The following is a 23,890-nucleotide window of genomic DNA, read 5'->3' as shown; positions in this document are numbered from 1 at the left end:
TTTAGACTCTAGAAATAAGAGGCTAATGATGCATCTTGTAGGCCCGGTAAGATTCCTCTGCGCGCGGGCTCAAATAAAGCAGAAATCCACGAGCAAAAGGAAACCCTCTCATTGAAGACATCGCGGGAACAACACACTTTTCGATGCCTTTTCTATTGGGATCGTACTTCCAGCTATCCTGGATTAGCACTACGTCAAAAGCAATGGTTCTTTCTTTACAGACCTCTTCCAAGTGCGGATAGAGGAAAAACTCTACGCCTTCATGGCCCAAAACCTCAGTCATGCGCTCGTAAGACAGAATATAATATCGCTCTTCGTAGGTTTTCTTAGGCAAACTTTGAACGAACTCATGAAAAGGCCGATTGACCAGGCCGTTGTAACCCCTGATCGAAGGAAAATTGACTTCAAAATTGCGCGAGTAATCCGGAAGGCCCACAAAAAAGGCCGGAAGAACTAGGAAAATGGCCAGTACTCCAACTCTCGACGGACGGGTATTGAGTAAAAAACTCATCAGACTCAACATCAGAACATAGAACATGATGATGTAAGAATCTATATTGCGAAGGGCAAGGAGCGGAATCATGGCCGCTAAATAATATATTTGATTCTTTTTAATCTCTTGCCACAGGCCTCTTAAATTATCCCTCAAAGGCCTTTGGAAGAAAAAAAGCAGGACGAAAGCATTGAGCAAAGTAAAAAAGAAATGCTTGAAAGTGACTAAAAAAGTAAAAATGCTAAACCGTCCATAGTCGTAAATATTGGCGAAAAAAATCGATAAAGCATTCATCGCGCGGTCAAAAAGATTAAAATTCTGAGAGTGGTTGTTAGTGCCAAAAGTGATGGCAACCAGATCTTTCATTCCACCGACGTACTCGTAAATGATTCCAATGGCGAGGGCCGATCCAATCAAGAGGGCCATAGCAAAAAACAGCACCTGTTTTTTTGTTTTAGGTATTCCAACTAAAGAAGCCAGTGCCCAAGCAGCAGCAAAAGCAAACTCCATTCTAAAAAAGGCCAGAATACTAAAGCAGATCAGGAGGTAAAACTCGCGTTTTTTCCCGGAAAAAAAATCAGCACTCAAAAGAATGAGAAAATAAAAACCGGCCGCCCAAAAATGCATCTTTCGGGAAAGGGCAATATGCAAAGAACACAATGCCAGCATGGAAGTGAAAAAAATATTTGTTGGAAGACTTATTCCTTTTTTTTGGTGGTAGAAAAAAAAGATCGCGGTCAAAAAGAAACCTGACAAAATAAAATTCAAGGTAAAGACGTCATAAAAATTCTTTGAAATCTCGGCAAACAAAGAAAGAAATTTCACATGCAAGTTGCTTGGGTATGTATTTTTTCCCAGTGCCCTAAGAATCGAATGGTACTCATCTTGGTAAGGGTAATCAGTAAATTTCAACATCCAGACCTGAATGTAAAACCATACTGAAATGAAAACAGCTGTCAGCGCGATGTAAAAAATCTTTAACTGTTTTTTACTCACTTCCACAGCAAATGCTCTCCAATCACCAGGTAATCCATTTCGGTCTTCAGGAAACAATCAACGGCATCATCGGCATTTAAAACGATCGGCATTCCGTTAATGTTAAATGATGTATTTAAGAGAATTGGACAGTCAGTGAGTTTATAAAACTCCATCAGAAGCTCATAAAACTTAGGGTTTTCGCTCTCGGAAACTGTTTGAACTCTTGAAGTTCCGTCTTCATGGACAATGGCCGGAGCGAGATGTTTAGTCACTTCGCGGGCCTTTAGAGTTTCAATCATAAAAGGAAAATGATTTTGTCTGGCGTGAAAGTAATCATGGAGCTTCTCGGCCGGAAAACTTGGTGCAAATGGACGATAAGGCTCTCTGAATTTTACTTTTTCGTTGATGATGTCTTTCATTTCTTTTTTTCTCGGGTCGCCTAAAATACTGCGATTCCCAAGAGAGCGATGCCCAAACTCCATCTGTCCTTGCATCCAGGCCACGACTTTTCCATCGGCCAGTAATCTTGCCACTTCATTGATATTTTCAATTTTTTTGTGTTGCAATTTTTTTAAATGCGAAGGAGAAATCTCGCCATGAAGGGGCCCCAGATACAAATGCGTGAGCTGTTGCATTTTTATCCCGGCCTTCATTTGAACCCATTGAGCGGCCCCTGCAGCTGTCCCGTTGTCATCTGCCACTGGGAAAAAGGTATAACTTTCAAAAAGCCCGCTGTCGGCAATCTTTTGGTTCAAGAGGCAATTAAGAAACACCCCTCCTGAAGCTGTAAAATGTTTTGAATGAAACTGCTTTTGATGATGCTTTAAAATATCAATCACAATAAAACTCAAGTGATCTTGCAGGGCCTGGGCAAAATCCATTTTATCCTGCTCACTTCTGACATCTTTAAATAACTCAGAAAAAGCTGGTGAGAAAAATTGATTTCCTTTCCTATGAATATCAAAAAATTCTAAATTGAGTTCCAGGTGATGATCTTTAATCTGATAAAGTTTTTTAAAAAGCTCATGAAACCTCTGCTCCTTCGCGTAAGCGGCCAGCCCCATAACTTTAAATTCATCACTATCAGGAATAAAACCTAAAAATTGAGTGGCACTTGAGTAAAGCACTCCCAGCGAATGCGGAAAATGGTCTTCATATAAAACTTTCTTTTGGTTTCCTGTAAACTCAAAGATCGTTGTCGAAACATACTCCCCCATTCCATCGGCTACCATAGTAATGGCGTCAGCTCTTTCGGCCTGAATGTAAGCTGAAACAGCATGGCTTAAATGGTGATCGACAAATGATATTTTTCCTTTGTAGCCATAGCGCCTCCTGATCTCTTTTTTCAAATTAGCAATCAGGATAAATTTATCAAAACGCGAACGCACTTGTGAGCCTTCTCTTTTTTCCAAAAAGTAACGCAGTGATTTTTTGTGAAAACTTTTTAACTGACCGAGTATGGTTAAGCGCGGTGACCAGCCAATGGCAATGTGATCAATCTCTTCGAAAGAAATGCCAAGTTCTGTGGTCAGGTACTCAATGGATTTTTCGGGAAAAGCGTCGTCGAATTTCTTACGGCTAAAACGCTCTTCAGAGACCGCTCCTAAGATCTTGCCATCTTTTACCAATGCGGCAGATGATGAATGTCCCTGATAACAGATTATCCCCAGCGAAATCATGAGCCTCATTTTTCCTATTTTTTAAATACGTAAATTAAGTTTATGTTATAATACTTTTTATGAATATAGTTATTATCAACCCGCCGGATAAAAACACCATCGTCGAATTTCCCGACGAAAAAGGCGAAAGTTTTTTAGAGGCTGACGACTATGGTTATTTCCCTCCGCTTGGTGCTCTCTATGTTCTATCTTACTTAGAAAAAAACACCACAGGCCACAATCTTCATTTCATCGACTGTGTGGCCGAACAAGTGGATCACGATGCTCTCATTGAAAGATTAAAAATCATTCAACCCGATATTTTAGGGATGACTAGCTTCACGATTTCTTTAGTCGACATCAAAATGGTCGCTGAAAATGTGAAGGCCAATTTTCCCAATTGCCATATTTGCCTTGGCGGGCACCATGCGATTTCGTATCCAAACGAAGCTGCCGCCATGCCTAACATTGACTCGATTGTCGTAGGTGAAGGAGAAAAGGCCTTCACTGAATTAGTCAATTGCCTGGAAAAGAAAGAACCCATTGAACACATTCTCGGCGTCTATACAAAAGAATCTATAAAACGCGCAGAAGAACCAAAAAAAGACAATCGCTTCTTAAATTCCGTGATCGTCAATCCTGCCTACGTCGATGATGTCGACACGATTCCTATTCCCAATAGAAAATTTATAAAACATATCAAATACAGCAGCATTTTAGGAGTGAGCAGTAACCTGGCGACGATTATCAGCAGCCGTGGATGCCCCTACCTTTGTACATTTTGTAACGTTCCTTATAAAAAATACCGCGCGAGAAGCCCGAAACTCATCGCCGATGAAATCGAAGAATGTTTAAAACTCGGTTACGATGAATTTCATTTCTACGACGACCTCTTTAACATCACTCCCAAACGCCTTATTGAAATCTGTGAAGAGTTTGAGCGCAGAGAGCTCAAGATCACCTGGGATTTTAGAGGACGCGTGAATTCGCTTACCAAAGAGGCCCTGGCCGTTGCTAAAAAAAATGGATGCCGCTTAATTTCTTTTGGCGTGGAAACCGGAAGCGATGAAGGACTAAAAGTTTTAAAGAAAGGCTGCAACGTTGAAAAAATCCAGAATGCTTTCCGCTGGTGCCGAGAGCTTGGAATCATTTCTGTGGCCGATTATATGATTGGTCTTCCCCATGAAAGATCAGAGGCAGACATCATCAAAAACATTCAGTTCCTGGTCGACTTAGACCCGGACTATGCCCAGTTTAATATTATGACTCTTTATCCCCACACCGAAGCTTATGATCAGGCAGTGGCCAAAGGATTAATCGAAGGTGGAAGATGGCAGAAGTTTGCCATGAATCCGACAAAAGATTTTAAAGTGGATCATTGGGAAGAGTATGTGCCGATGAAGAGGCTGGTAGAGTTGCATAAGTATGCCTACCGCAAGTTTTATTTCAGACCGCGCTACATTTTCAGAAGCGCAGTCAAAACCAAATCACCTTTTGAATTTATGAGTAAATTCAGAGGGGCCTTAAAAATCCTTCGTACCTAGGCTTTTAGCGAAAGCTCGTAAAGTTTTTTATACTCACTGTTGTTTGACATCAGTTCGTTGTGAGTGCCCTCTTCAACCAGGCGCCCGTCTTTTAAAACGAAAATGCGGTCATAGTCCTGAATCGTCGAAAGCCTGTGAGCAACAGCAATAACTGTTTTGTTCCCAGCGATAGACTCAAGAGCTCTTTGAACAACTTTTTCTGATTCGTTATCAAGGGCACTAGTCGCTTCATCAAAAAGAAGAATGTCAGTGTTTTGCAAGAAGGCACGGGCAATCGTTAAACGCTGCTGTTGTCCTCCTGAAAGCTTCGCTCCTCTATCCCCTACAACTGTATTTAAACCTTGTGGAAGCTTGCTTACGAACTCTGAAGCGTAAGACACTTCAAGGGCGCGCTGAATTTCTTCATCGCTGAATGTTCCACCGATAGTTAAGTTTTCTCTGATTGTATCGTGGAACAGGAAAATATCCTGAGACACTAATCCAAAACGTTTTCTTAATTCTTTAAGCTTAATATCAGAAAGAGATCTTCCATCAATCGTGATCGAGCCCTTTGAAAGCGGATAAAGACCAAGAAGCAGGTTGATCAATGTCGACTTTCCAGAACCTGATAAACCAACCAGAGCGATTTTTTGACCTTTTTTAACCTTGAGAGAAAAATCTTTCAAGACATCAGCTTCACCGTAACCAAACGTCACGTTGTTAACTGCTATTTCATCGTTAAATGATTTAATCTCGTAAGTCCCTCTATCAACTTCTTCTTCAAGATCAAGAATCTGGTTAATACGATCTGCAGCTGCTAATCCTTGTCCTAGTTTTACGTTGGCCTGAGAGTACTTTCTGATTGGATCCATTAAAAGCGCAAGAGCTGCTACGAACTGAATAAAATCCCCTACAGTCATCGCACCTGATTTAATTCTGTAGTAAGCAAAAACGATAACCAAAGAAAACGCAATCGCACCGATAAGCTCAACAAACGGGTGAGCAATCTCTTCAACTTTCGTCGTTTTCATTTGAAATTTAAAATAATAATCCTGCGATCTCTCATAACGTTCCATCACGAAATTTTGCAGGTTAAAAGCTTTTGTCACTTTATGACTTGAAAGACCTTCAGCTAAATTATGAGTTAATTCAGCTCGTCCTTCCTGAACCTGGGCTTGGTTTGCTTTAATCTTTTTTCCACTGATCTGGAAAATCATAACAAAAAGCGGACCAACAACTAAAATAACCAGAGTTAACTGCCAGTCACTGTAAATCGCAAGACCCAGGTAAACCAGTGCCTTTACCGGCTCTCTGATAATATCAATCAAAGCTCTAAACGATTGCGCGAAAATTTCAGCATCGTTTAGAACAGTCGAAAGCATGCGGCCTTGTTTGTTTTGATTGTAAAAACTTGTCGGCAGTCTTTGAAGTTTCGCAAAAAGAGTTGACCTCATGTCTGAGTTCATTTTTTCGCCAACGTATCTCATCCAGTAGAAGTGAAAGTATCTTGCCGGAAAGTTGATCACACCTAAAAGCAGTAATAGACCTGAAAGAGTAAGAACTTCCTGAAGTGTCGCTGATCCCGATAGACCGCTGTCAAAAATAGGCTTGATCAGCTTTACTTGCGCTCCCGTTAGGGCCGCTAAAACGAATGATAATAAAAAGGCCGCAAGGGCCATAGATTTATATGGCTTAATGTAAGGCCATAGCTGCTGGATAAGTTTTTTAATCATGCCCCAGATTAGCCCATAAGAGGCTAAAATACCATAGGAGCGGTCTTAAAATCTTTCTCTTCAAAATGAAATTGGAAACAAAAATAGTGGAAGAGCATTTTAGGAAGTGACTTGTATTCCAGCTTAAGCCCATGGAGTTCTGAGTACTTCGTATGGGCAATGTGGCCGACAATTTCCCAAAGCTCACGACCAGATTGCACGGAGTAAGATTTCCTCTGATTCATGCAAGGAGGACAAGAGAAGCCTCCTTCTTCTGAAAGCAAGTACATATCATTGAATCCACCCAACTCAATGCCACACAACGTGCAATGCTCACGCTCTGGAAAGACTCCCAGATGAAGCAAGGTCTTCGTTAAAAAGATGACAGCATGCGAGTGAATATAAAATGAATTCTCTTTAAGGGATTTTTCCAGGTGCACCAAAGCATTACTAAGCGATGTAAAAAGTCCCACCATCTCCGTGTTTTCTTCATGCACATCATGCAGGTTCTCTGTCGGAGAAATGCGGTTGATAACTTCTAAGAAAAAGCACATCAAGTAAAAGGCACTGTGATTAGAACGGATCAGATCGTGATGCCAGATCAAGTTCCATTCTTTAGCATGATAAATATCAGAATGATTTTTTGCCTGAGAAAGCTCTACCGAAAGCATGAAACCAAGTTCAATAATCGAAGACTTTTGTTTTTTCCCGCCGCCGCGTCCACCGTAAAAGACCACAGAAATTTTTCTTCCTGTCCTAAGCAGTAGATGAGCGATAATATGGCGTTCATCATAGGGAATTTTCGAAAGGACGAGCCCTTCAACTTTGGTTTGCATCCCCCCATCTTACCTGAAGGAGAAAATGTTTGTCTCCTAGATTTCAATTCCCAGGAGGTCTCCCAAAACGATTTTTGCTTTATGTTTTAGTCTTTCTTTTTTAGTCGTATGAAAACGATCAGTTGTGTAGACTTCGTAACCACTCCCCCTTCTTCCACCCCGGCCAATCATCTGCAGCCAGAAGTCGTAATTCTTCACTTCATAATCAATAAAAACTTTTTTAATCTCCGGGAGATTCACTCCGTGACTTAAAGTGGTCGTCGAAAAGATGCAGTCGATCTCGCCTTTATTCTCTTCTACGTTTTCTAAAAAGGACTCCACTTCTCCACCGACACAGCCCAAGGCCTTAAACCCCAAACGGTTTGCCCGATCGGTGAGTTCATCCACCTGCGATCGGTAAGCACAGAAATAAAGAAAAATGTGCTCACTCTCCTTCTGTCTTAACTCTCTCCAAAAAGCTTTTTGTATATAGGCCGGCTTCATCCCATAAAAGCTAAGCTGCTTTTCAGGTTTTCTGTGAAGAGCATGATTGCCGTAATCTAGATGAATCCAGAAATCCTGGTAGTATTCCAGGTCTTTTTTTAATCCAGCCATCACTTCCTGATCCATTGTCGCCGTTACGGCCAGCACGGGAAAGCAACAATTCAAAATGGCGAGGAATCGATCGTGTAGAACTGGACGAAAACCTTGCCCCCAATAATAAAACAAATGAAACTCATCAATGACAAAAATGACCTTTTCTTCAAGCTCAAATAATTCCTCAAGGAACTCTTCACTCAAAAGCTCCATCGTTGAGACCAGAAAACTCTTCTTCGCTTTGATAAAGCCTTTTAAACAATCCTCCAGTGGCATTTCACCACCAGCGAGAAAAATATGTTTTTCCCCGGCCTTTTCTAAATTGGAATGGACTTCGTTGGCGAGGGCCCGCAAGGGAGAGAGATAGACGATTTTAAAATCTTCTTCGCGGTAAAACTCCACGACCATTCTGGTTTTCCCGGAAGCAACTGGAGCTGTCAGAAGTGTAAAACATGAGGGAGAAAATAAAGCGGGGATAAGTTTCATGAAATGGCATCATTCAATGCTACCTCATGCCCCTTATCCCCAACCTAGGAAGATTATGGACGTGACTCCAAACGAACTTCTAATCTTTGTATTTTGATTTCATTTCTTTCATGCGAGTTTTCATAGCTTCCTGAAATTCTTTATTCTTTTTCTTCAGGACATTTTCTTTAAACTCTTTTCTATTTTTCTCTTCTTCTTTTTTTAAAGAGTCTTGTTTCTCTTTAATCTGTTCACGCAAAGCCTTGTTGTGAGTTTTGTCACCCGGCTTTAGATGCTTATAAAGCTCTTCAAGCTCTCTTACATTGGCCAATTTGCGGTCATACATTTCGTTAATATGTTTAACATGCAATTCACGCATTTCCTGAATGTGGTCTTCGCGGAGTTTTGAACACTGCTGAGAAAACTTAGCTACGTCTTCTTTGACCTGCTCATCGGCCGCAAAGGTCATAGTGCCTCCCATTAAAAGGACCAAGGTAAGAATTGCGTTTTTTAGCACCCCTAATGAAATCGTCATGTTAGAACCTCCGTTTTTGTTCTCTCAACCATTTTACGCCAGCATTTAATAAAAGTTTCACGAAACTTTTGAGTAAAGTTTGCGTATTATAGGTGAATGGAAACTGCCAAGGCCACAAAAGGCATTATGTCCGACAACCAGTTAATGCAGATGTTTGCTGATCACGATGATCAGGTGGCGTTCGAGCGCCTCTACCATAAGTACAAAGAATCCCTCATCAGATTCAGTTATGGGTATACTTTTAACCAGGCCCGCGCAGAAGAAATTGTTCATGATACTTTTTTAAAGGTCTATCGCTATAAAAAAAATTATGATCCACAAAAAACATTCCGAACATGGTTGTGGACCATTTGTAAAAATACCAATCTCGATGCTCTTGATAAAAATCCACTAAAAAGGGATCAAAGTTTTGAGGATATTGAGTCTGAATTCACCGACCAGGATGAATCAGTTTTAGAAAAGATGGTAAATGAATCTACCAAAGAAGAAATTAACAATGTGATTGGCACTCTTCCACTCACACAAAGAGAAGCTCTTTTGTTGTGGATGAATGATGACTTAAGTTTTGAAGAAATGGGAAGCGTTTTAAATAAATCTCCCCAGGCCGTAAAGAACCTGGTCCACCGTGCGAAGTCAGGAATGAAAACTAAATTAGGAGGCTCAAAATGAGCAATCAATTAAAAGATGCACTTAAGAAGAAAATGGATGTCACGCCATCGTCTGACTTTGATTCAGCTTTTTTTGAGAAGCTTGAAAAGAGTAAAAAGCCTCGCCTGTTTAGCAATTGGGTTACCTGGGCCGTGAGCGGTTGCGCGACAGCTTCAGTCCTTTTTATTGCTATCACCAATTACAATGTTCCCGGACAACAACGTGTAACCCAAAGGGAATTTGTAGAAAATGCCCTTGAAATCCAGGGGGCCCTAAACGAAGGGATTTCCCCTATCGAATCTGACTTGACGGTCTCAATCTCAGATGAGATTTAGTCATGCATGAATTCATTAATACTAAAAAACACTGACGGGGTCATCGCCGATCCAAAAGTTCTCGCACATATGTACGAGACACTTAAAGCGAAGGAAGGCGACACTTTCAAGTGCACTGTTTTAGGACAAGGCCTTTGCCAGGGAAAAATCATTAACCTGGCAAAAGACAAATGCATTCTTGAGCTTTCTTCTTTAACGAAAGCTCACCCACAATGGTTTAACTTGGTTGTGGGGATTTCAAGACCGCAAACCAGTAAAAAAGTTCTCGAGCACGCCACTACTTTTGGCGCCAAAAATATCCATTTTTTTAAGGCCGCACTTTCTGAGAAAAGCTACCTGGACTCAAAAGTTTTTGAGTCCCGTGAATGCGAAGAATACCTGCTTGCAGGACTTTCCCAGTCGGCAATCTATGGTGAACTTCCTGGTGTTAAGGTCGATAAATATAACCCAGCAGATCACTATAAAAACGAGCCTCAGAAGTTCATTCTGGATCTTTCAGGTAAAGAGAATTTCCTTGATTTAAAAGATAGTATTAACTTTGATACTGCCATTACGTTAGCTATCGGTCCGGAAAGAGGTTTTATCCCTGAAGATATAGAGCGTTTTCATCAGGCTGGCTTTAAGAGTGTCAAGATATCGTCTAGCATTCTTAGAGTGGAACATGCTATATATTCAGCCGTTTCTCAGTTAGAATTGATTAGAGGAAGATATTAATATGATAAGAAAACTAGAAAATTTATTTGATGAACAAGTTCGCCCGGCACTAGCTGCTCACGGTGGCAACGTAGAGATCGTTGACCTCGACAACAATGTTCTTTTCCTTCGCCTTCAAGGTGGATGTCAGGGATGCTCAAGCTCGAGCGCAACCTTAAAACAAGGTATCCAGACTCTGGTAAAACAAAATTTTCCGGAAATCACTGACGTGATTGATATTACAGATCACGAGAGTGGAGAAAATCCTTACATGTAGTTGTGATGGCCTCCATCACTTTCTGTGGCGTAAAAAGTTTCAAACATTGCATGTATTCATCTTTTAAATCACAGACCGAAAGACCACAGTAGTGGTGCACTCTTGTTCTACACGCCAATTCTTCCACGTAAAAGTATGGATGCTTTTTTGAGTCGTATGGATGCCATTCATTGGCGGGTTCTGGTCCAAAAAGCGTGAAGCTCTTTAAATCAACTGCAACCGCAATATGTTTTAATCCTGTATCGTTTCCAATATAAAAAGCCGACTCCTCGAAAAATTTCGGAAGCTCTGCCAGAGGAATATGGACGATAGAGGTATTAGATGGAAGCCCCAAAGCTTCCAGTTCATTTTTAATTCTTTCATCATCGGCACTTTTTGAAAGTGGGATAACCACTTCAAACTTAGGAAAAGCTAAGGCCATAAGTTTCGCCAGAACGATATAATTTTCCAAAGGCCACATTTTCGTTAATCTCGTCGCCACCACTCCAAAAATAATTCTCGCCTTTTTGGCGTTGGAATTAATGACATTCATCTTCGGCGGGTAATCCAAAAATGTTGGAATCTCTTTTTCGCCTAAAAAAGAATACACACCATCCAGGTCTCTTTGAATGAGCGGTTTAATCACGCCTTGATCGAGAACTTCTCCACCTTCTTTTAAATGGTGGTTATGGGCGGTGTATTTAATTCCCATGAGAAAAGCAATTAGCTTAAAGGCCTTGGCCCCTCTACCGGATTGGTGCATTTCATGGATGTGATCGACTTTTAGTTTTCTCAAATCCTGGTAAGTTTTAAAAAGATCCTTGAGAGACTTTAGTGAGAGTGGATAAATAGAATCTGCCGCTGTTTCAACATTCTTATAAAGCGGCGCTACCCATTGAGGAACAGCATAAATGATGTTAGCCTTGGGATACAATGCACGAGTGTAGGTAACCGAGCTAAGCCCCATAACGGAGTCGCCTAAAGCACGGTTTTTAACTAACAGAATGTTTGAAAGTTTTCGCATTAGGTGCCCAAAAAGAGATACCAAAGAGATACCAACGATGAATAAATTAACAGTGGCCATCATAACTTACAACGAAGAGAACAACATTGAACGTTGCATCACTTCAGTTAAAGAAATCGCCGACGAAGTCCTGGTAGTGGATTCATTCTCTACAGATAAAACTGAAGAGATCGCTACCCGCCTTGGTGCCCGCTTTGTTAAGAATCCATTTGCCGGTCACATTGAACAAAAGAACTTTGCTTTAGATCTTTCAACTCACGATTACATTTTGTCTCTTGATGCCGATGAAGCTCTCTCTCCAGAACTTCTTGCCCAAATAAAAATGGTCAAAAAGAATTTCAACATGAATGGCTATCGCTTTAACCGCTTAACAAATTACAACGGCCACTGGGTCCGCCACTGCGGTTGGTATCCGGATACAAAACTTCGTCTGATCAAAAAAGGTAAAGCTCGTTGGGGTGGAGAAAACCCACACGATATTCTGCAAATGACTGTCAATGAAGGAACTGGTTTTTTAAACGGCGACCTTCTTCATTACAGCTACGACTCAATCACTGCTCACGTTAACCAAACAAATAAGTTCACGACAATCGCGGCCCATGCCGCTTTTAAACAAGGCAAGCGCTCAAGCGTGTTTAAAATTGTCACAAGGCCTGTCTTTAAATTCTTCCGCGATTATCTCATCAAAGGCGGATTTCTCGACGGGAGATATGGCTTTATCATTTGCTGTATCAACTCTCTCTACGCTCTTTTGAAGTACTCTAAACTTCACGAGCTGCAACTTGGTAAAAAAATCTAGGACCTTTATGAAAATAGTTTTCTCTCACTCTGGTGTTCTTCCGGTCATTGGTTATGGTGGAATCGAACGCATTCTTTTCTGGCACATGGTAGAGCTTGCTCGCTTGGGCCATCAAGTGGTTTTAATCGGACACCCCGATTCAAAGGTTAAAGAATACGGCATCGAACTCATTCCCATGAAAATGGAAGGAAAAGAGTGGACAACACAAATCCCACAGGACGCCGACATTATTCACTTAAGTTACAACTACCGCGTGCCTGGAAAAATTCCGACGATCATTACCGTTCACGGTAATGGGCAACCAGGAGAGATTTTCGACAAGAACTCTGTTTTTGTTTCTAAAAGACATGCTGAAGTTCATGGTTCAAATCAATTCGTTCACAATGCCATCGACCTGGCCGAATACCCTTACAAACCAAAAGCTAAACGCGCATGGAATGATTTTCTCTTCCTGGCCAAAGCTTCATGGCGAGTGAAAAACTTAAAGGACTCAGTTAAGGCGGCAAGAAGCACTGGCAGGCATCTGCATGTTGCTGGCGGACGTTGGTGGGGACTGTCTCGTTACGTCCACAACCACGGTGTTGTTGGCGGTGATAAAAAAATGGAAATTATTAGAAATTGCGACTTCATGGTTTTTCCAGTTCGCTGGCCTGAGCCCTTTGGGATCGCTGTCATTGAAGCGATGTCACAGGGTCTACCTGTGATTGGTTCTCCTTACGGGAGTCTTCCAGAGTTGATTACTAAGGATGTGGGTTTTATCGCTCACAATTATCAAGAATTAGAAAAATTTGTGCGTGAAGATCATTCTAAAACGTTTGATCCAGATAAAATCAGAAAGTATGTTGAAGACAACTTTAACGTGAACAAACATGCTTTAAGTTATCTGGAACTTTACAAGAGAGTGATCAACGGAGAGAGTCTGAATCAGATGAACCCCACTTTTCAATTTACTGAAAGGGCCGAGAATCTACTACCTTTTTAAAATAGAGTAGCTATGCCATTTAAAGAACATGTCGAAAACACACTTCGTATCAATCCAGAGCCGACACCGCTCTTTAAAATGCTTCTTTCTGCCTTGGCCATTACCACTCCACTAATTATCGGGCATTTTAACAATGAGCTTTTTGTCTCAATGTTTGGTTCATTAATGAGTTTAGTTTTCTATCTTAATGATCACTTCGATAATTTTCTTGTTCGCACACGCCATCTTGTCGTCACTTTCATTCTTTTAATGATTAGTCTTGCTGTCGGAGCTGCTTCGGTCGGCAGTCTCTACACCATTGCCATCATTCTTTTCATCTTAAGTTTCCTTCTGGGAAAATCGAAGGATTATGGAATTGAACTTGAGCGTATGATGCTTTTTATCACGCTACAGTTCTTAACAGCATCAGCAGAAGTCGTGATAAAGCTTAAACTCACATCGCTTCTTCTTTATTCAAGCATCGCTTTTTTAAACTACCTTTTTTGGGCGTATATTATTTTTAAAATCACCAAACATGAAACGAAGCTGACTGAAAGTAAAAGAGCAACAGTTAAAAAAATCATGGCCCACAACCGCGGGATCAAATTCCCTTTGGTATGTGCTATCTTTTCAACGATCGGTTATATCCTCGCGCAAGTTTTTGAGTTCTCCCACGCCAACTGGATTGTCGGTACGGCACTCATTGTGATTCTTCCCGATAGCTACCAGAGCATTTACAAGAGTGCTCAACGAGTCCTGGGAACTATTCTGGGAGTTGTCATCGCTTCAGTTATCTTAACTTATGCCCACAACCAATTGCTTCTCATTGCTTTTGTTTTTATCTGCTCTTTTTTAATGCCTCTGGGTCTTTCCCAAAACTATTGGGTCGGAAACATCTACATCGTGGCCCTGATTCTTTTTTTCCTGGAAATCGCCGCTCCTCAATCAACGGCCACTCATCACTTAGCCTACTGGCGCGCTATCGATATCATCCTTGGATGTTCTATCGGAGTGTTAGCTGCAATTTGGTTAAAGCCGGACATCATTAAAAAGTCGATCAAATCCCTCAGACATTAGATTGTCACATTTGCTTTTGTTTGGCCGATAAGATTCCTAATTGGGGGTCTATGTGAGAATTAATCTACTTCTTCTTTCGTTTGTTTTAATACAATCGACGGTATTTGCTCAACAAGTGCAAGACTTGGATCAATACAATCAGTATCCGGGTCAACAGCAACAGCAAAGCTCTCAAAAAGATTCATTCAATTACCCTAATAGCACCAACCCTTATGGTGGTGGGATATTCGGTGGAATGACAGGAGGATTTCCCGGGGGTTCACCCTCTACAAAAATCAATCCTGAAGATTATCCTCAAATCACAGTCAAACTTTCAGGCAATCAATCTTCTGTAAAATGTAGTCTCGATAAAGATGTCAAAGTTTACATCTGCCCCAACGGCAGTAAACCTGTTTTGATAAAAAATAGCGTCTTAGGTTTTACAGCTCTTGGTAGAGACAAAGAAAACGCACCTTCATACGCAGCAATTGAAAATATAGAGGCCGAAGGAAAAACACTTTATGCGGCCCCAACATTTCCAGGAATGGGAATGGGTGGTGGAATGATGGGCGGGTTTGGCGCCGCTAAATCAAAGGATCTGAATGCTAAGTACAACGAAAGCGTCATGCTGGTTGACTCTTTTTTCGCCAATCCTGAAAACCGCACTGATGAAACACTAAAAATGAAGGGCTCTCCTCAATACAAAGCTATTGTTGAAGCCTTTATGCACGATAGAGATGAAGCGAAAGCAGAACTTGATAGGGCCTATAATGAGAAGTCATATAAAGTTCAACTCTTTGATGGCCAGGAAGTTTCATGCGAGCGCGGTCAAACGAGAGAGCTGACTAATCAAGAAAGAGATTATCAGCAGCAGATGATTTTTCAAATCAAATGCGGAAGCTTTAAGTGTGATCCGGTGACAGTTGATGGGAAAACATACCAAGCAACTATGCTTTATGATTCTTCTCCAAACTCAATGATCCCGGGAAGCATCCATCTTCTAGATGAAAAAGATGGGATTGGCCCATCGGTATCTATTAAGAAGATCAGTTCAAAACAATCTCAAACTCCGCTGCTTGATGTTCCGTACGATTACAAAAAACTTCCAATGTCCGCTGACTACATGAAAGCCGCTGTTCCTCAATCTCTGGGACAAGACCGCCAAAAGGTTGTAGCTTACAAAGATCCAAACTTTGAGCAGGCGATTGTCTATTACAAAAATGTCTGTAAAGACAACGACGCTTTAAACGGACTCGTTGAAGGAAAAAAGAAAGTTCTTAAAAAACTTGGTGATCTTGAGTTGGCTGAATTCATTCAGGTTGTCGGAAACGGAAACCTGGTTGGAACATTTATCGATCCGAAAAAAGCTCCTGAATTAGGATGTATCTACCAAGGTGTTTTCCTAAACGCAGAAGCAGCAAAAAACCTTGATCGCATTAAGAAAAATATTCACCCGGATAAACACGTTGATCAAACGATCACGATGGAAAGAGCTTCTGAGCTATTTAAAAAGGCACAGAAAATGGATGATATCGCCTGGAAGTATAAACCAGACGGTTGTTATGCCCGCGCTCACTTGATGGCAAGACGTTTTGAAGCAGAAGGTGTACGCGTTGATAAAGTCTGGATCAAAGGTGATCTTTATGTCCCAGGGACTGAGCCATTAATTCAATGGAACTTCCACGTCGCTCCTATCGTTTACGTAAAAAATGCCAAAGGTGAAACACAGAAAATGGTTATCGATCCTTCTCTGTTTGATAAGCCAGTAACTGTTGAGGAATGGGACAACAAGATGTCAAAGAACACAGCTCGTGGTTCAGTTGTGACAGCTTTCCCTTTCCCAGAAAACGCCGCTCAAATGGAGAGATCAGCTTTATCTTTCTCAAGCTCTGATCCTTACCTTCCTAGCGATAGCATTTATCTTTCTGAAGAAGAGAAAATGGATATGGCGAATGAAACAATGAGAATGTACAAACCACTGGAGCCAAGACAATGAAAACATCAATCCTTCTCTTAACACTTCTGATGTCCTCTTTCACACTTGCCCAGGAAACTGGAAAACGTGAGGAAAAAACAGTAGAGATCAAAGCTCATATTGCCAAGATGCTCATGACTCCTAAAAAAGTCTACCGTCTGGAATTAGTAGAGCTGGCAGCTGCCTACTTCGCTGAAGAAAAGTTCGCACCTTGTCTGCAAAAGGCGATGAAGGAAAATAAAAAGGCCACTATGAAAGTGGCCGCGTATTCGCTTAGTGTTTTAGATTGCAAAGTTGATTAATAAGGACGATTCATTAGAACTGATTTCCTGATGAGTTCAATCTTCGGGAAATCAAGTTCTACCACTCCTACTTTCACACCTTCTTGAAGATCCATAAGAATGTCTCCCCACGGATCAATAACTAACGAGTGACCATAAGTTTGCATCCTATCGTTGTGGTATCCCCATTGAGCTGCCGCTACCACAAAACACTGGTTTTCAATCGCGCGGGCGCGAAGAAGCGTATGCCAGTGAGCTCTTCCCGTAGGCACTGTAAAGGCCGCAGGATAAGTAATAATGCTTGCCCCTTCTTTTCTATAGTGAAGGGCCATCTCTGAAAAGCGCATATCAAAACAGATCCCCAGACCCACTTTAACAGCATTCAAATCAACGACTTTATAATCTTTCCCAGGAGTATAGTTCTTTGCTTCTGAAATTTTCTTATCCGGAAGATCACAGGCAAAAAGATTGATCTTATCGTAGTGACCAAGGTCTTTACCGTTCTTATCAAAATTATAGGCGCGGTTAACAACTTTGCCGTTTAATAGAGTCGCAGCTGAACCACCGATCTGGGCCATACCGTAATCCGTAGAGAGCTTCTGGATTTCTTTGTAGTGCTCATTGCCCTCTTCAACTAAGTAAGGTGTAGGAGTGATTCCATCGCTCATTGAATAAAAAACTTCTGGCATAAAGAATGCTTCGGCCCCTTGAGCTTTAGCCTCTTTTAAAAGGCCTCTGATTGTCTCAAGATTCGTTTTATAATCAAGAACAGATGTTAGCTGTAGTACTGCGATTTTCATTTAATGAATTTCCCAATTGCGTAGTAAGTAAATCCTTCCGCCTGAACTTTTTTCGTGTCGTACAGGTTTCTTCCATCAAAGATCACTGGCTTGTTAAGCTTCGCTTTGATTTCAGAGAAATCAGGAGTCGTAAACTCTCTCCACTCAGTTACAGTGATTAGAGCGTCTGATCCTTTAAGTGCATCGTATTTGTTGTCAAAAGCTTTAATCTTGCCTTCGCACTCTTTGTATTGACTCATTTCATGCAGGTAGTTTTCAGTTGCAACCGGATCGAAGATATTGATCGTCGCTCCTGCACCGATTAGTTTTCTCGCCATAGCGATAGCTGCTGTTTCACGAACGTCGTCAGTGTTTGCTTTGAAGGCCACTCCCCAGAACGTGAAGACTTTACCTGTTAAATTATCACCGTAGTGTTTTTTAACTTTTGAGAAGACATATGATTTTTGTTCATCGTTAACTTCTTCAGTTGCATTGATGATTTTTAAATCCATTCCATAGTCTTCTGCTGTCGCCACTAGAGCTTTTACATCTTTAGGGAAACACGATCCACCGTAACCTGGACCAGGGTATAGAAAGTGTCCACCAATTCTCTTATCAGATGAGATCCCTTTTCTTACTTCTTCGATATCTGCATTTGTTAAATCACAAAGGCGGGCAATTTCGTTGATGAAAGAAATCTTAGTTGCAAGAAAACAGTTCGCTGCATACTTGCTCATTTCAGCTGAAAGGTTGCTCATTCCGTAGATCGGGTTACCTTGGCGGACAAGAGGAGCATAAAGCTCTTCCATAACTTTCATCGCCCCAGCATCCTGGTGACCGATGATAACGCGGTCTGGGCGCATAAAATCTTCTACAGCTGATCCTTCTTTTAAGAATTCAGGGTTATTGACTAGGTGGAATTTTTTTGTCGTTTTTTCTGCGATTAGCTTTCTAATTTCAACTGATGTCCCAACTGGAACAGTTGATTTGATAACAACGATCGCTCCGTCAGTTAAATTCTTGGCGACAGCTTCAGCTGCGGCACGAAGATATTTAAGATCAGCTCTTCCGTCATCTGCAGATGGAGTTCCAACCGCCAGGAAGATTGATTGAGCAGAGGCCACAGATTCATACCCTGTCGAGAAATGTAGTCTGCCCGCTTTAATATTTCTTTCCAGAAGCTCTGTTAACCCTGGTTCATAGATTGGTGATTTGTGTGCTTTAAGCATCTCGATCTTTTTTGGATCGATATCAATACATGTAACATCGTGTCCGATTTCAGCAAAACATGTCCCGCTGACTAGTCCTACATACCCTGTACCAATAACTGAAACTTTCATATTTTCCTCTCTCTCAAAATTAGCAATTTCCCCCCTACAATAGCATTATGCGGGGGAATATGCTAAATTTTTATATGATCAAAACTACCCTCAAATTCCTCCTGGCCTTCGCTTTATGCTATTGGCTTTTTAAAAATGGTCAGCTGGACTTTTCACTTGTTACAAAGACCTTGAATAGTGGTTACTTATGGGTGCTGGCCTTAATTTTGCTCTTTGCTCGTTTACTCATTGCCAATCTCCGTTGCCAGATCCTGCTGGAAACAAAGTCTGAAATCAAACTTTCTTTCTCTAAGCTCTTTGCCTTTAATGCAATTGGTAATTTCTTTTCTGTTATTCTACCGGGCTCAAGTGCCGGAGATTTTATAAAGTTTTTCTATTTTAGAAACCTGGATAAAAGCCTCTCGGCCACGACACTGGCCTCGATTATTGCCCTGGACCGCTTTATCGGATTGCTTGGACTCCTAGGAATTGGAATTGCTATCAGTTGCCTACAGTATAAAAGTCTCATGGAATTAAACCCGGCCTTGTTAACTTTTATCATTGCGAATATTGTCTTGTTTGTAGGGCTCGCGCTTTTTATAGCAGTCATTTTCAGCGGCCTGATCAACAAAGATAAGCTGATTGCCAAACTCACTCAATACCTCTCAAAATGGCCCAAAATCCTTGGTTCATTGATTGATATGCTTTCGATCCACCTGTCTTTAAGATCCTTTTTAAACACCTTCTTTCTGAGCGTCTTAAATCAGATACTGCTTTTTCTCTGCATCTGGCTTCTCATTAGGCCATTTGTTCCGGCCGAAGCTTCGGTACTAAATATCATCAGTATTCTCCCGATCGGAATGATCGGGGCCGCCTTGCCCATTACTCCGGCAGGATTAGGCGTCGGCCACTTGTTATTTGAGAACTTATTTAAAATGCTGCAAATTGATCATGGCGCTTCATTATTTAATCTATTTTTCATCGCGAACACTCTCACAAACCTGACTGGAATCATCCCCTATTTATTCGTCAAATCTGAGATTAAGAGCACTTCTTGAATTAAGTTTATTCTTATTTATACGATCAATACACGTATGAAATATGTTTTGAGTTTATTGATTCTCATGACTGTAGGCTGCTCACAAAAACCCACTACCAAAAGTGGCTTTCAGCTTGTTTTGGGCCAGAACCTAAGCGCTTCGGGTGGATCTTTTGTCAACGCCATCGATTCATCAAAAAACTCCAGCACCATTTATACTCTGGACTCAAACAATTCAGCGACTATCGTCCAGGGAAAATACACCATTCTAGCCATTGTTTTTTCGGGGCCAGAGTTCAAATCGGGCACTCCGAAATGTGGATACACTGAAGCCGTAGACTTGAGTGCAGCTGAAGCGACCGTGGTGATTAATTTAAATACCAGCAATTGCCAAAATGCTCGGTACAATGATTTTTTGTTAAAACTTAAATCCAATACAACTGCCAGCTGGGACACTGACCAGTGGGATTGCAGTTACTGGGGGCCTTAATGAAATTTTTTAAACCTGGTTTTTTTCAAGGAGCCGCTATGGCCATTGGCTTTACTTCCCTGGTCTCGATAGCTGCCACCAACTTCCCTGGATTTTTTATCTTTAATTCGGGAACACCGATCTCTTCGAGTGAGATCAATTCAAACTTTGAGAAATTGACCGGGACCATTTTAGTTAAGGGTATTTTTACTGGAAGTATTACGGCCAATGAATCTAACTTTATCGTTCCGGCCTCGTGTCCGACTTGTCACAATTATTCAAAAAAATTAACACTGTCCTCGGTTTCTATTGGAGCGGCAAATCTACTAAGTGCTACCGACACTGACAGTGAGTCAGCTTCCGTTGGTTCTAGTTTTAACTATATCTCTATCCCTTCTGATGGCTGGTATGAATTCAGGTTTATTGCCAATCCTACAGTTACATTAAGTGGGACAACGTGCGATAGTCCCGGATGTCAGGCCAATATAAATTTAAATATAGCTGTCAGTTACGCAAATAATTTAACAAGCGCTCAAAGTACTTCCCAGGGTCTATCGCTGGGCTGGAGCGGTGTCTATGATAACAAAAACGATTTAAATTCAGACGCCGCATTTGACACCAATACCAATAATCTTTATCCACCTTCACCGCCTGAAATCAAAAAGTTCTACCTAAAGGCGGGGCAAGTTCTCTACTTTACTTTCAATGCTAGTTACGTCGCAAGCAATGCCACAATTGCGACAAATGTTTCTGTGACTTCAATGGATGTTACGATTATAAAATTATAAGGGCACAGTCTTTACGACTGTGCCCTCACTGAATTTACTGACGTTAAAATAGCTTCCTGAATCTGGTCTCTCATTCCCGTTACATTGCTTGAGCTGTAAGGAACCATAATGGTATTTGAGTGAGCATTTTTACTCATGGCCTCAAGTGCATCATAGTGTTGAGTAATAAGAAGAATTGTTAAGACTTCTTCATTGTTGATTCCAGATTGTTTTAAATCCTCAATAGAAGCTTTTAAACCTGAAGCAATTTCTTTTCTCTGGTTGGCCATCCCCAGACCTTGAAGACGTTTACTTTCAGCATGAGCTTCGGCCTGCATAACAATGCTGATCTTTTCAGCTTCGGCCTTTGCCATCGCTGCATCTCTTAGTCTTTCTGCCGCGTTGATTTCGTTCATCGACTGCTTAACTTTTTCATCAGGATCAATATCTGTGATCAGTGTCTTGATGATCATAAAACCGAAATCATCCATAGATTCTTCAAGAGATTCTTTTACGGCAAGAGCTACGGTGTCTTTGCTGACGAATACATCATCCAGAGAAAGCTTAGGGATTTCCGAACGAACAACGTCGAAAATATAACTTTCAATCTGCGCGATAGGATCCGACAGACGGTAGTATGAATCGTGAACCTTATCTCTGATGATCTGGTACTGAACAGAAACTTTTGTTCTCACGAAAACGTTATCTCTGGTTTTAGTTTCTACTTCAATATCCTGCTGAACGATTTTTAGATTTCTTCTGATAACAATCCTGTCGATAAATGGTAGCTTGAAATTCAGACCTTCGTGGGCCGTGGCATGATACTTCCCCAGACGCTCGATAATAGCGGCCGTCTGCGAGTTAACAATAAACAATGAATCAAATAAGCAAATAGCGATAAAAATCAGAAACACAATGAATAGTGGTTCCACATAGACCTCTCAAATTAGTTTCCTAGATCATAAACCTTGAGAGGCCTTCACAAAAGCCTTAATGCAAAAAATTAATTCTCTGTAAGATTCGACGCTAAAAGAAATTTAAGACGGGTGACGAAGACCAATATGTCTGCTGGATAACTGGAAAATCAATTTAAAATCATCACTCCACTTGCGGTGAAGTTTTGACTTCATTTCAAGTCCTGGCTCTGCTCTCTTAAAAAGGTAATCAAACAATCCTGGCTCAGTCAGCACCATTGACTTCTTTAAAGCTGATGGTACTTCACTGCTTGTCGCAAACCACGAAACCTTTTTGGCCCCGATTGTTTTAAGCAGAGCTGGTGAATATTTTTTCGGGTCACCCACAATCGCCACTTCTTCGACAACCGGAAGCTCCCAAATATCATTCATGCGCAGGATGCGCTCTTTCATCACCAACGGATGAGTGCCGAAATACTCAACACACTTGTTCTTGCTGGCATTTTTCTGGCCTTTAAAAAGTTTTTCTTCCAGCACCTGGGCTTCATGATAAAGCTTCCCCATATCACGGATTTTCTCTTTATATGAGTCCTGCTCTCTCACATGACCGTAATGAAAAATACGCGCCTCTGTGAAGAAAACCTTGGTTTGATTTCTGAATCCTTGAGCATCACCCCATGATTCAATATTAGTTTTTAATTTGATGGCCCGGATTTCATGCGGATACCATTTTTTAGAAACGGCCACATGATGATGAGTCTGCCAGAAATGGAAATAGCGAAATGAAATCGCATCACAACCTGTTCTTTGAGCCTCTTCGATATCTTTAATTAATCTTTCGTAATCGTCTTCATGTAAAACTTCATCGGCCTGAAGGTAAATTCCCCAGGCATTGTCTTCCTGGCCATGATCCTTTCTCAAAGCTTCAAGAGCTTTGTTGGTTTCAACAGAAAGCACGAGTCCCTTTTTCAGGGCCATATCCCAAGTGCTCGGTATAATTTTTACGCCGGGAATTTTTTGTGATTCTTCCAGAGAATTGTCATCACCTTTGTCCAAAGCAACATAAACTTCCTCGGAGATATGAGATAATGACGTGAACGATTCTCTAAAAGAGTAATCATATTTCACGCCATTTCTTAATAAGGTAAAACCGTATAGCTTAACTAAATTTGAAGATTTTTGTGGCATCGACGTGTCCGTAACGGATCCACTTCGTCTTAAAAGATTCAATTTTCAGAAGGAATTTTAGCTCCTCACCAGGATTTTTAAGCTTTCTAACTTTTTTACATTCCTTCTTCAGGATACCGCGAACATCTTTGGGAATAACGCAAAGGCCACTCATCAGATAGTTTTGGTTTTCATAAGTCAGAACGCGTCCAACGAAAATATCATCTTTAATGATTGATGGAAGCGACTCTCCTTTTGGAAGAGTGATTTTTTTATCGTGAAGCATATCGTACAGAGTATCATATCCTCTGAAGTTTTTACCGACATACTCAAATAGAGAATAGTTAACACCAGAAAGAGATTTCGCCAGGAAATCATCTACCGGATTATTGATCAGGTAATCGCTGATAACAGTTCTCGTTCCGCGCATTGAAATAAACTGAAGAACATACCACTCGTTAAAAGAGTTCATGCGCGCTTCAAAATCATCATCGTCGTCGTTAGCTTGACCAGTGATTGTGAAATATTCTTTCTTAGCCTCTAAAAGCGTGTCGTAATGTACACCTTGTGTATAGATGTCCAATGCTTTTAAAAAATGTTCTTTTAACAGTGGGTGCATATAATCCTTTATA

25 protein-coding genes are annotated in these 23,890 nt (G+C 41.1%); 13 read left to right on the top strand and 12 right to left on the bottom strand.

What is annotated here, in order from left to right; translation table 11 throughout:
- Positions 1 to 22: 22 nt before the first annotated feature.
- The gene (locus ACN20O_RS10510) at positions 23 to 1,495 is read right to left on the bottom strand and encodes a hypothetical protein (protein WP_491633899.1); all 1,473 of its coding nucleotides are present in this window, start codon (positions 1,493 to 1,495) and stop codon (positions 23 to 25) included.
- The gene (locus ACN20O_RS10505) at positions 1,486 to 3,159 is read right to left on the bottom strand and encodes a carbamoyltransferase family protein (protein WP_491633898.1); all 1,674 of its coding nucleotides are present in this window, start codon (positions 3,157 to 3,159) and stop codon (positions 1,486 to 1,488) included. The genes ACN20O_RS10510 and ACN20O_RS10505 overlap by 10 nt, the downstream gene beginning before the upstream one ends.
- Positions 3,160 to 3,209: 50 nt before the next feature.
- On the opposite strand from ACN20O_RS10505, the gene ACN20O_RS10500 reads away from it, so the two are divergent.
- Positions 3,210 to 4,673, top strand: coding sequence for a B12-binding domain-containing radical SAM protein (locus tag ACN20O_RS10500; RefSeq protein WP_491633897.1), 1,464 nt, complete (start codon positions 3,210 to 3,212; stop codon positions 4,671 to 4,673).
- On the opposite strand, the gene ACN20O_RS10495 is transcribed toward ACN20O_RS10500, so the two are convergent.
- The 4 genes from ACN20O_RS10495 to ACN20O_RS10480 all read right to left on the bottom strand — a co-directional run bounded on the left by ACN20O_RS10495 (position 4,670) and on the right by ACN20O_RS10480 (position 8,776).
- Positions 4,670 to 6,385 carry an ABC transporter ATP-binding protein gene (locus tag ACN20O_RS10495; RefSeq protein WP_491633896.1) on the bottom strand — a complete coding sequence of 572 codons (1,716 nt, stop codon included), beginning with the start codon at positions 6,383 to 6,385 and terminating at the stop codon, positions 4,670 to 4,672. The genes ACN20O_RS10500 and ACN20O_RS10495 overlap by 4 nt on opposite strands.
- Before the next feature lie 23 nt (positions 6,386 to 6,408).
- Positions 6,409 to 7,200 carry a DNA repair protein RecO gene (recO, locus tag ACN20O_RS10490; RefSeq protein WP_102242246.1) on the bottom strand — a complete coding sequence of 264 codons (792 nt, stop codon included), beginning with the start codon at positions 7,198 to 7,200 and terminating at the stop codon, positions 6,409 to 6,411.
- 36 nt (positions 7,201 to 7,236) lie between these two features.
- Positions 7,237 to 8,262, bottom strand: a complete 1,026-nt coding sequence (locus tag ACN20O_RS10485) for a DEAD/DEAH box helicase family protein (RefSeq protein WP_491633895.1) — start codon at positions 8,260 to 8,262, stop codon at positions 7,237 to 7,239.
- A 79-nt stretch (positions 8,263 to 8,341) separates the two neighbouring features.
- The gene (locus ACN20O_RS10480) at positions 8,342 to 8,776 is read right to left on the bottom strand and encodes a hypothetical protein (RefSeq protein ID WP_491633894.1); all 435 of its coding nucleotides are present in this window, start codon (positions 8,774 to 8,776) and stop codon (positions 8,342 to 8,344) included.
- A 96-nt stretch (positions 8,777 to 8,872) separates the two neighbouring features.
- Between ACN20O_RS10480 and ACN20O_RS10475 the strand changes: the two genes are divergently transcribed.
- Genes ACN20O_RS10475 through ACN20O_RS10460 form a run of 4 tightly spaced genes read left to right on the top strand, consistent with a single transcriptional unit; the run spans position 8,873 to position 10,729 of the window.
- Positions 8,873 to 9,445, top strand: a complete 573-nt coding sequence (locus tag ACN20O_RS10475; protein ID WP_491633893.1) for an RNA polymerase sigma factor — start codon at positions 8,873 to 8,875, stop codon at positions 9,443 to 9,445.
- Positions 9,442 to 9,759, top strand: coding sequence for a hypothetical protein (locus ACN20O_RS10470; RefSeq protein ID WP_491633892.1), 318 nt, complete (start codon positions 9,442 to 9,444; stop codon positions 9,757 to 9,759). Before ACN20O_RS10475 ends, ACN20O_RS10470 begins: the two co-directional genes overlap by 4 nt.
- A gap of 6 nt (positions 9,760 to 9,765) precedes the next feature.
- A complete protein-coding gene (locus tag ACN20O_RS10465) occupies positions 9,766 to 10,473 on the top strand; it encodes an RsmE family RNA methyltransferase (protein WP_491633891.1) in 708 nt (235 codons plus the stop codon).
- Between the two features lies 1 nt (position 10,474).
- The gene (locus tag ACN20O_RS10460; RefSeq protein WP_491633890.1) at positions 10,475 to 10,729 is read left to right on the top strand and encodes a NifU family protein; all 255 of its coding nucleotides are present in this window, start codon (positions 10,475 to 10,477) and stop codon (positions 10,727 to 10,729) included.
- Here the strand turns inward: ACN20O_RS10460 and ACN20O_RS10455 are convergent.
- Positions 10,692 to 11,732, bottom strand: a complete 1,041-nt coding sequence (locus ACN20O_RS10455) for a glycosyltransferase family 9 protein (RefSeq protein ID WP_491633889.1) — start codon at positions 11,730 to 11,732, stop codon at positions 10,692 to 10,694. The genes ACN20O_RS10460 and ACN20O_RS10455 overlap by 38 nt on opposite strands.
- Positions 11,733 to 11,769: 37 nt before the next feature.
- Between ACN20O_RS10455 and ACN20O_RS10450 the strand changes: the two genes are divergently transcribed.
- Genes ACN20O_RS10450 through ACN20O_RS10430 form a run of 5 tightly spaced genes read left to right on the top strand, consistent with a single transcriptional unit; the run spans position 11,770 to position 16,825 of the window.
- Entirely contained in the window at positions 11,770 to 12,531 is a 762-nt protein-coding gene (locus ACN20O_RS10450; RefSeq protein WP_491633888.1) for a glycosyltransferase family 2 protein, read from the top strand.
- A 7-nt stretch (positions 12,532 to 12,538) separates the two neighbouring features.
- A complete protein-coding gene (locus ACN20O_RS10445; protein WP_491633887.1) occupies positions 12,539 to 13,513 on the top strand; it encodes a glycosyltransferase in 975 nt (324 codons plus the stop codon).
- Between the two features lie 12 nt (positions 13,514 to 13,525).
- Positions 13,526 to 14,569, top strand: coding sequence for an FUSC family protein (locus ACN20O_RS10440; protein WP_491633886.1), 1,044 nt, complete (start codon positions 13,526 to 13,528; stop codon positions 14,567 to 14,569).
- A gap of 52 nt (positions 14,570 to 14,621) precedes the next feature.
- Positions 14,622 to 16,544 (top strand): protein-glutamine glutaminase family protein, encoded by a 1,923-nt coding sequence (locus ACN20O_RS10435; RefSeq protein WP_491633885.1) that lies wholly within the window; start codon positions 14,622 to 14,624, stop codon positions 16,542 to 16,544.
- On the top strand, positions 16,541 to 16,825 hold the full coding sequence (locus ACN20O_RS10430; RefSeq protein WP_491633884.1) for a hypothetical protein: 285 nt from the start codon (positions 16,541 to 16,543) through the stop codon (positions 16,823 to 16,825). Before ACN20O_RS10435 ends, ACN20O_RS10430 begins: the two co-directional genes overlap by 4 nt.
- Here the strand turns inward: ACN20O_RS10430 and ACN20O_RS10425 are convergent.
- Together ACN20O_RS10425 and ACN20O_RS10420 are read right to left on the bottom strand one after the other, a co-directional pair.
- On the bottom strand, positions 16,822 to 17,604 hold the full coding sequence (locus tag ACN20O_RS10425) for a carbon-nitrogen hydrolase family protein (protein WP_491633883.1): 783 nt from the start codon (positions 17,602 to 17,604) through the stop codon (positions 16,822 to 16,824). The genes ACN20O_RS10430 and ACN20O_RS10425 overlap by 4 nt on opposite strands.
- On the bottom strand, positions 17,601 to 18,923 hold the full coding sequence (locus tag ACN20O_RS10420) for a UDP-glucose dehydrogenase family protein (protein ID WP_491633882.1): 1,323 nt from the start codon (positions 18,921 to 18,923) through the stop codon (positions 17,601 to 17,603). Before ACN20O_RS10420 ends, ACN20O_RS10425 begins: the two co-directional genes overlap by 4 nt.
- A gap of 74 nt (positions 18,924 to 18,997) precedes the next feature.
- On the opposite strand from ACN20O_RS10420, the gene ACN20O_RS10415 reads away from it, so the two are divergent.
- The 3 genes from ACN20O_RS10415 to ACN20O_RS10405 are packed head-to-tail and all read left to right on the top strand — an operon-like array spanning position 18,998 to position 21,198.
- A complete protein-coding gene (locus ACN20O_RS10415; RefSeq protein WP_491633881.1) occupies positions 18,998 to 19,960 on the top strand; it encodes a lysylphosphatidylglycerol synthase transmembrane domain-containing protein in 963 nt (320 codons plus the stop codon).
- A gap of 36 nt (positions 19,961 to 19,996) precedes the next feature.
- The gene (locus ACN20O_RS10410; RefSeq protein ID WP_491633880.1) at positions 19,997 to 20,431 is read left to right on the top strand and encodes a hypothetical protein; all 435 of its coding nucleotides are present in this window, start codon (positions 19,997 to 19,999) and stop codon (positions 20,429 to 20,431) included.
- Positions 20,431 to 21,198, top strand: a complete 768-nt coding sequence (locus ACN20O_RS10405) for a hypothetical protein (RefSeq protein ID WP_491633879.1) — start codon at positions 20,431 to 20,433, stop codon at positions 21,196 to 21,198. Before ACN20O_RS10410 ends, ACN20O_RS10405 begins: the two co-directional genes overlap by 1 nt.
- An 11-nt stretch (positions 21,199 to 21,209) precedes the next feature.
- Here ACN20O_RS10405 and ACN20O_RS10400 read toward each other — a convergent pair whose 3' ends face one another.
- From ACN20O_RS10400 to ACN20O_RS10390, 3 genes are all read right to left on the bottom strand, one after another.
- Entirely contained in the window at positions 21,210 to 22,109 is a 900-nt protein-coding gene (locus ACN20O_RS10400) for an SPFH domain-containing protein (protein WP_491633878.1), read from the bottom strand.
- 105 nt (positions 22,110 to 22,214) lie between these two features.
- Positions 22,215 to 23,219 carry a glycosyltransferase family protein gene (locus ACN20O_RS10395; RefSeq protein ID WP_491633877.1) on the bottom strand — a complete coding sequence of 335 codons (1,005 nt, stop codon included), beginning with the start codon at positions 23,217 to 23,219 and terminating at the stop codon, positions 22,215 to 22,217.
- Between the two features lie 31 nt (positions 23,220 to 23,250).
- Positions 23,251 to 23,877: a hypothetical protein gene (locus tag ACN20O_RS10390; RefSeq protein WP_102242228.1), complete on the bottom strand. Its 627-nt coding sequence runs from the start codon at positions 23,875 to 23,877 to the stop codon at positions 23,251 to 23,253.
- Between the last annotated feature and the right edge of the window lie 13 nt (positions 23,878 to 23,890).

The organism is Bacteriovorax sp. As-1 (genome assembly GCF_058446905.1).
The sequence above is the reverse complement of the archived record's forward strand: the minus strand, read 5'-3'. Positions and strand labels throughout refer to the sequence as shown.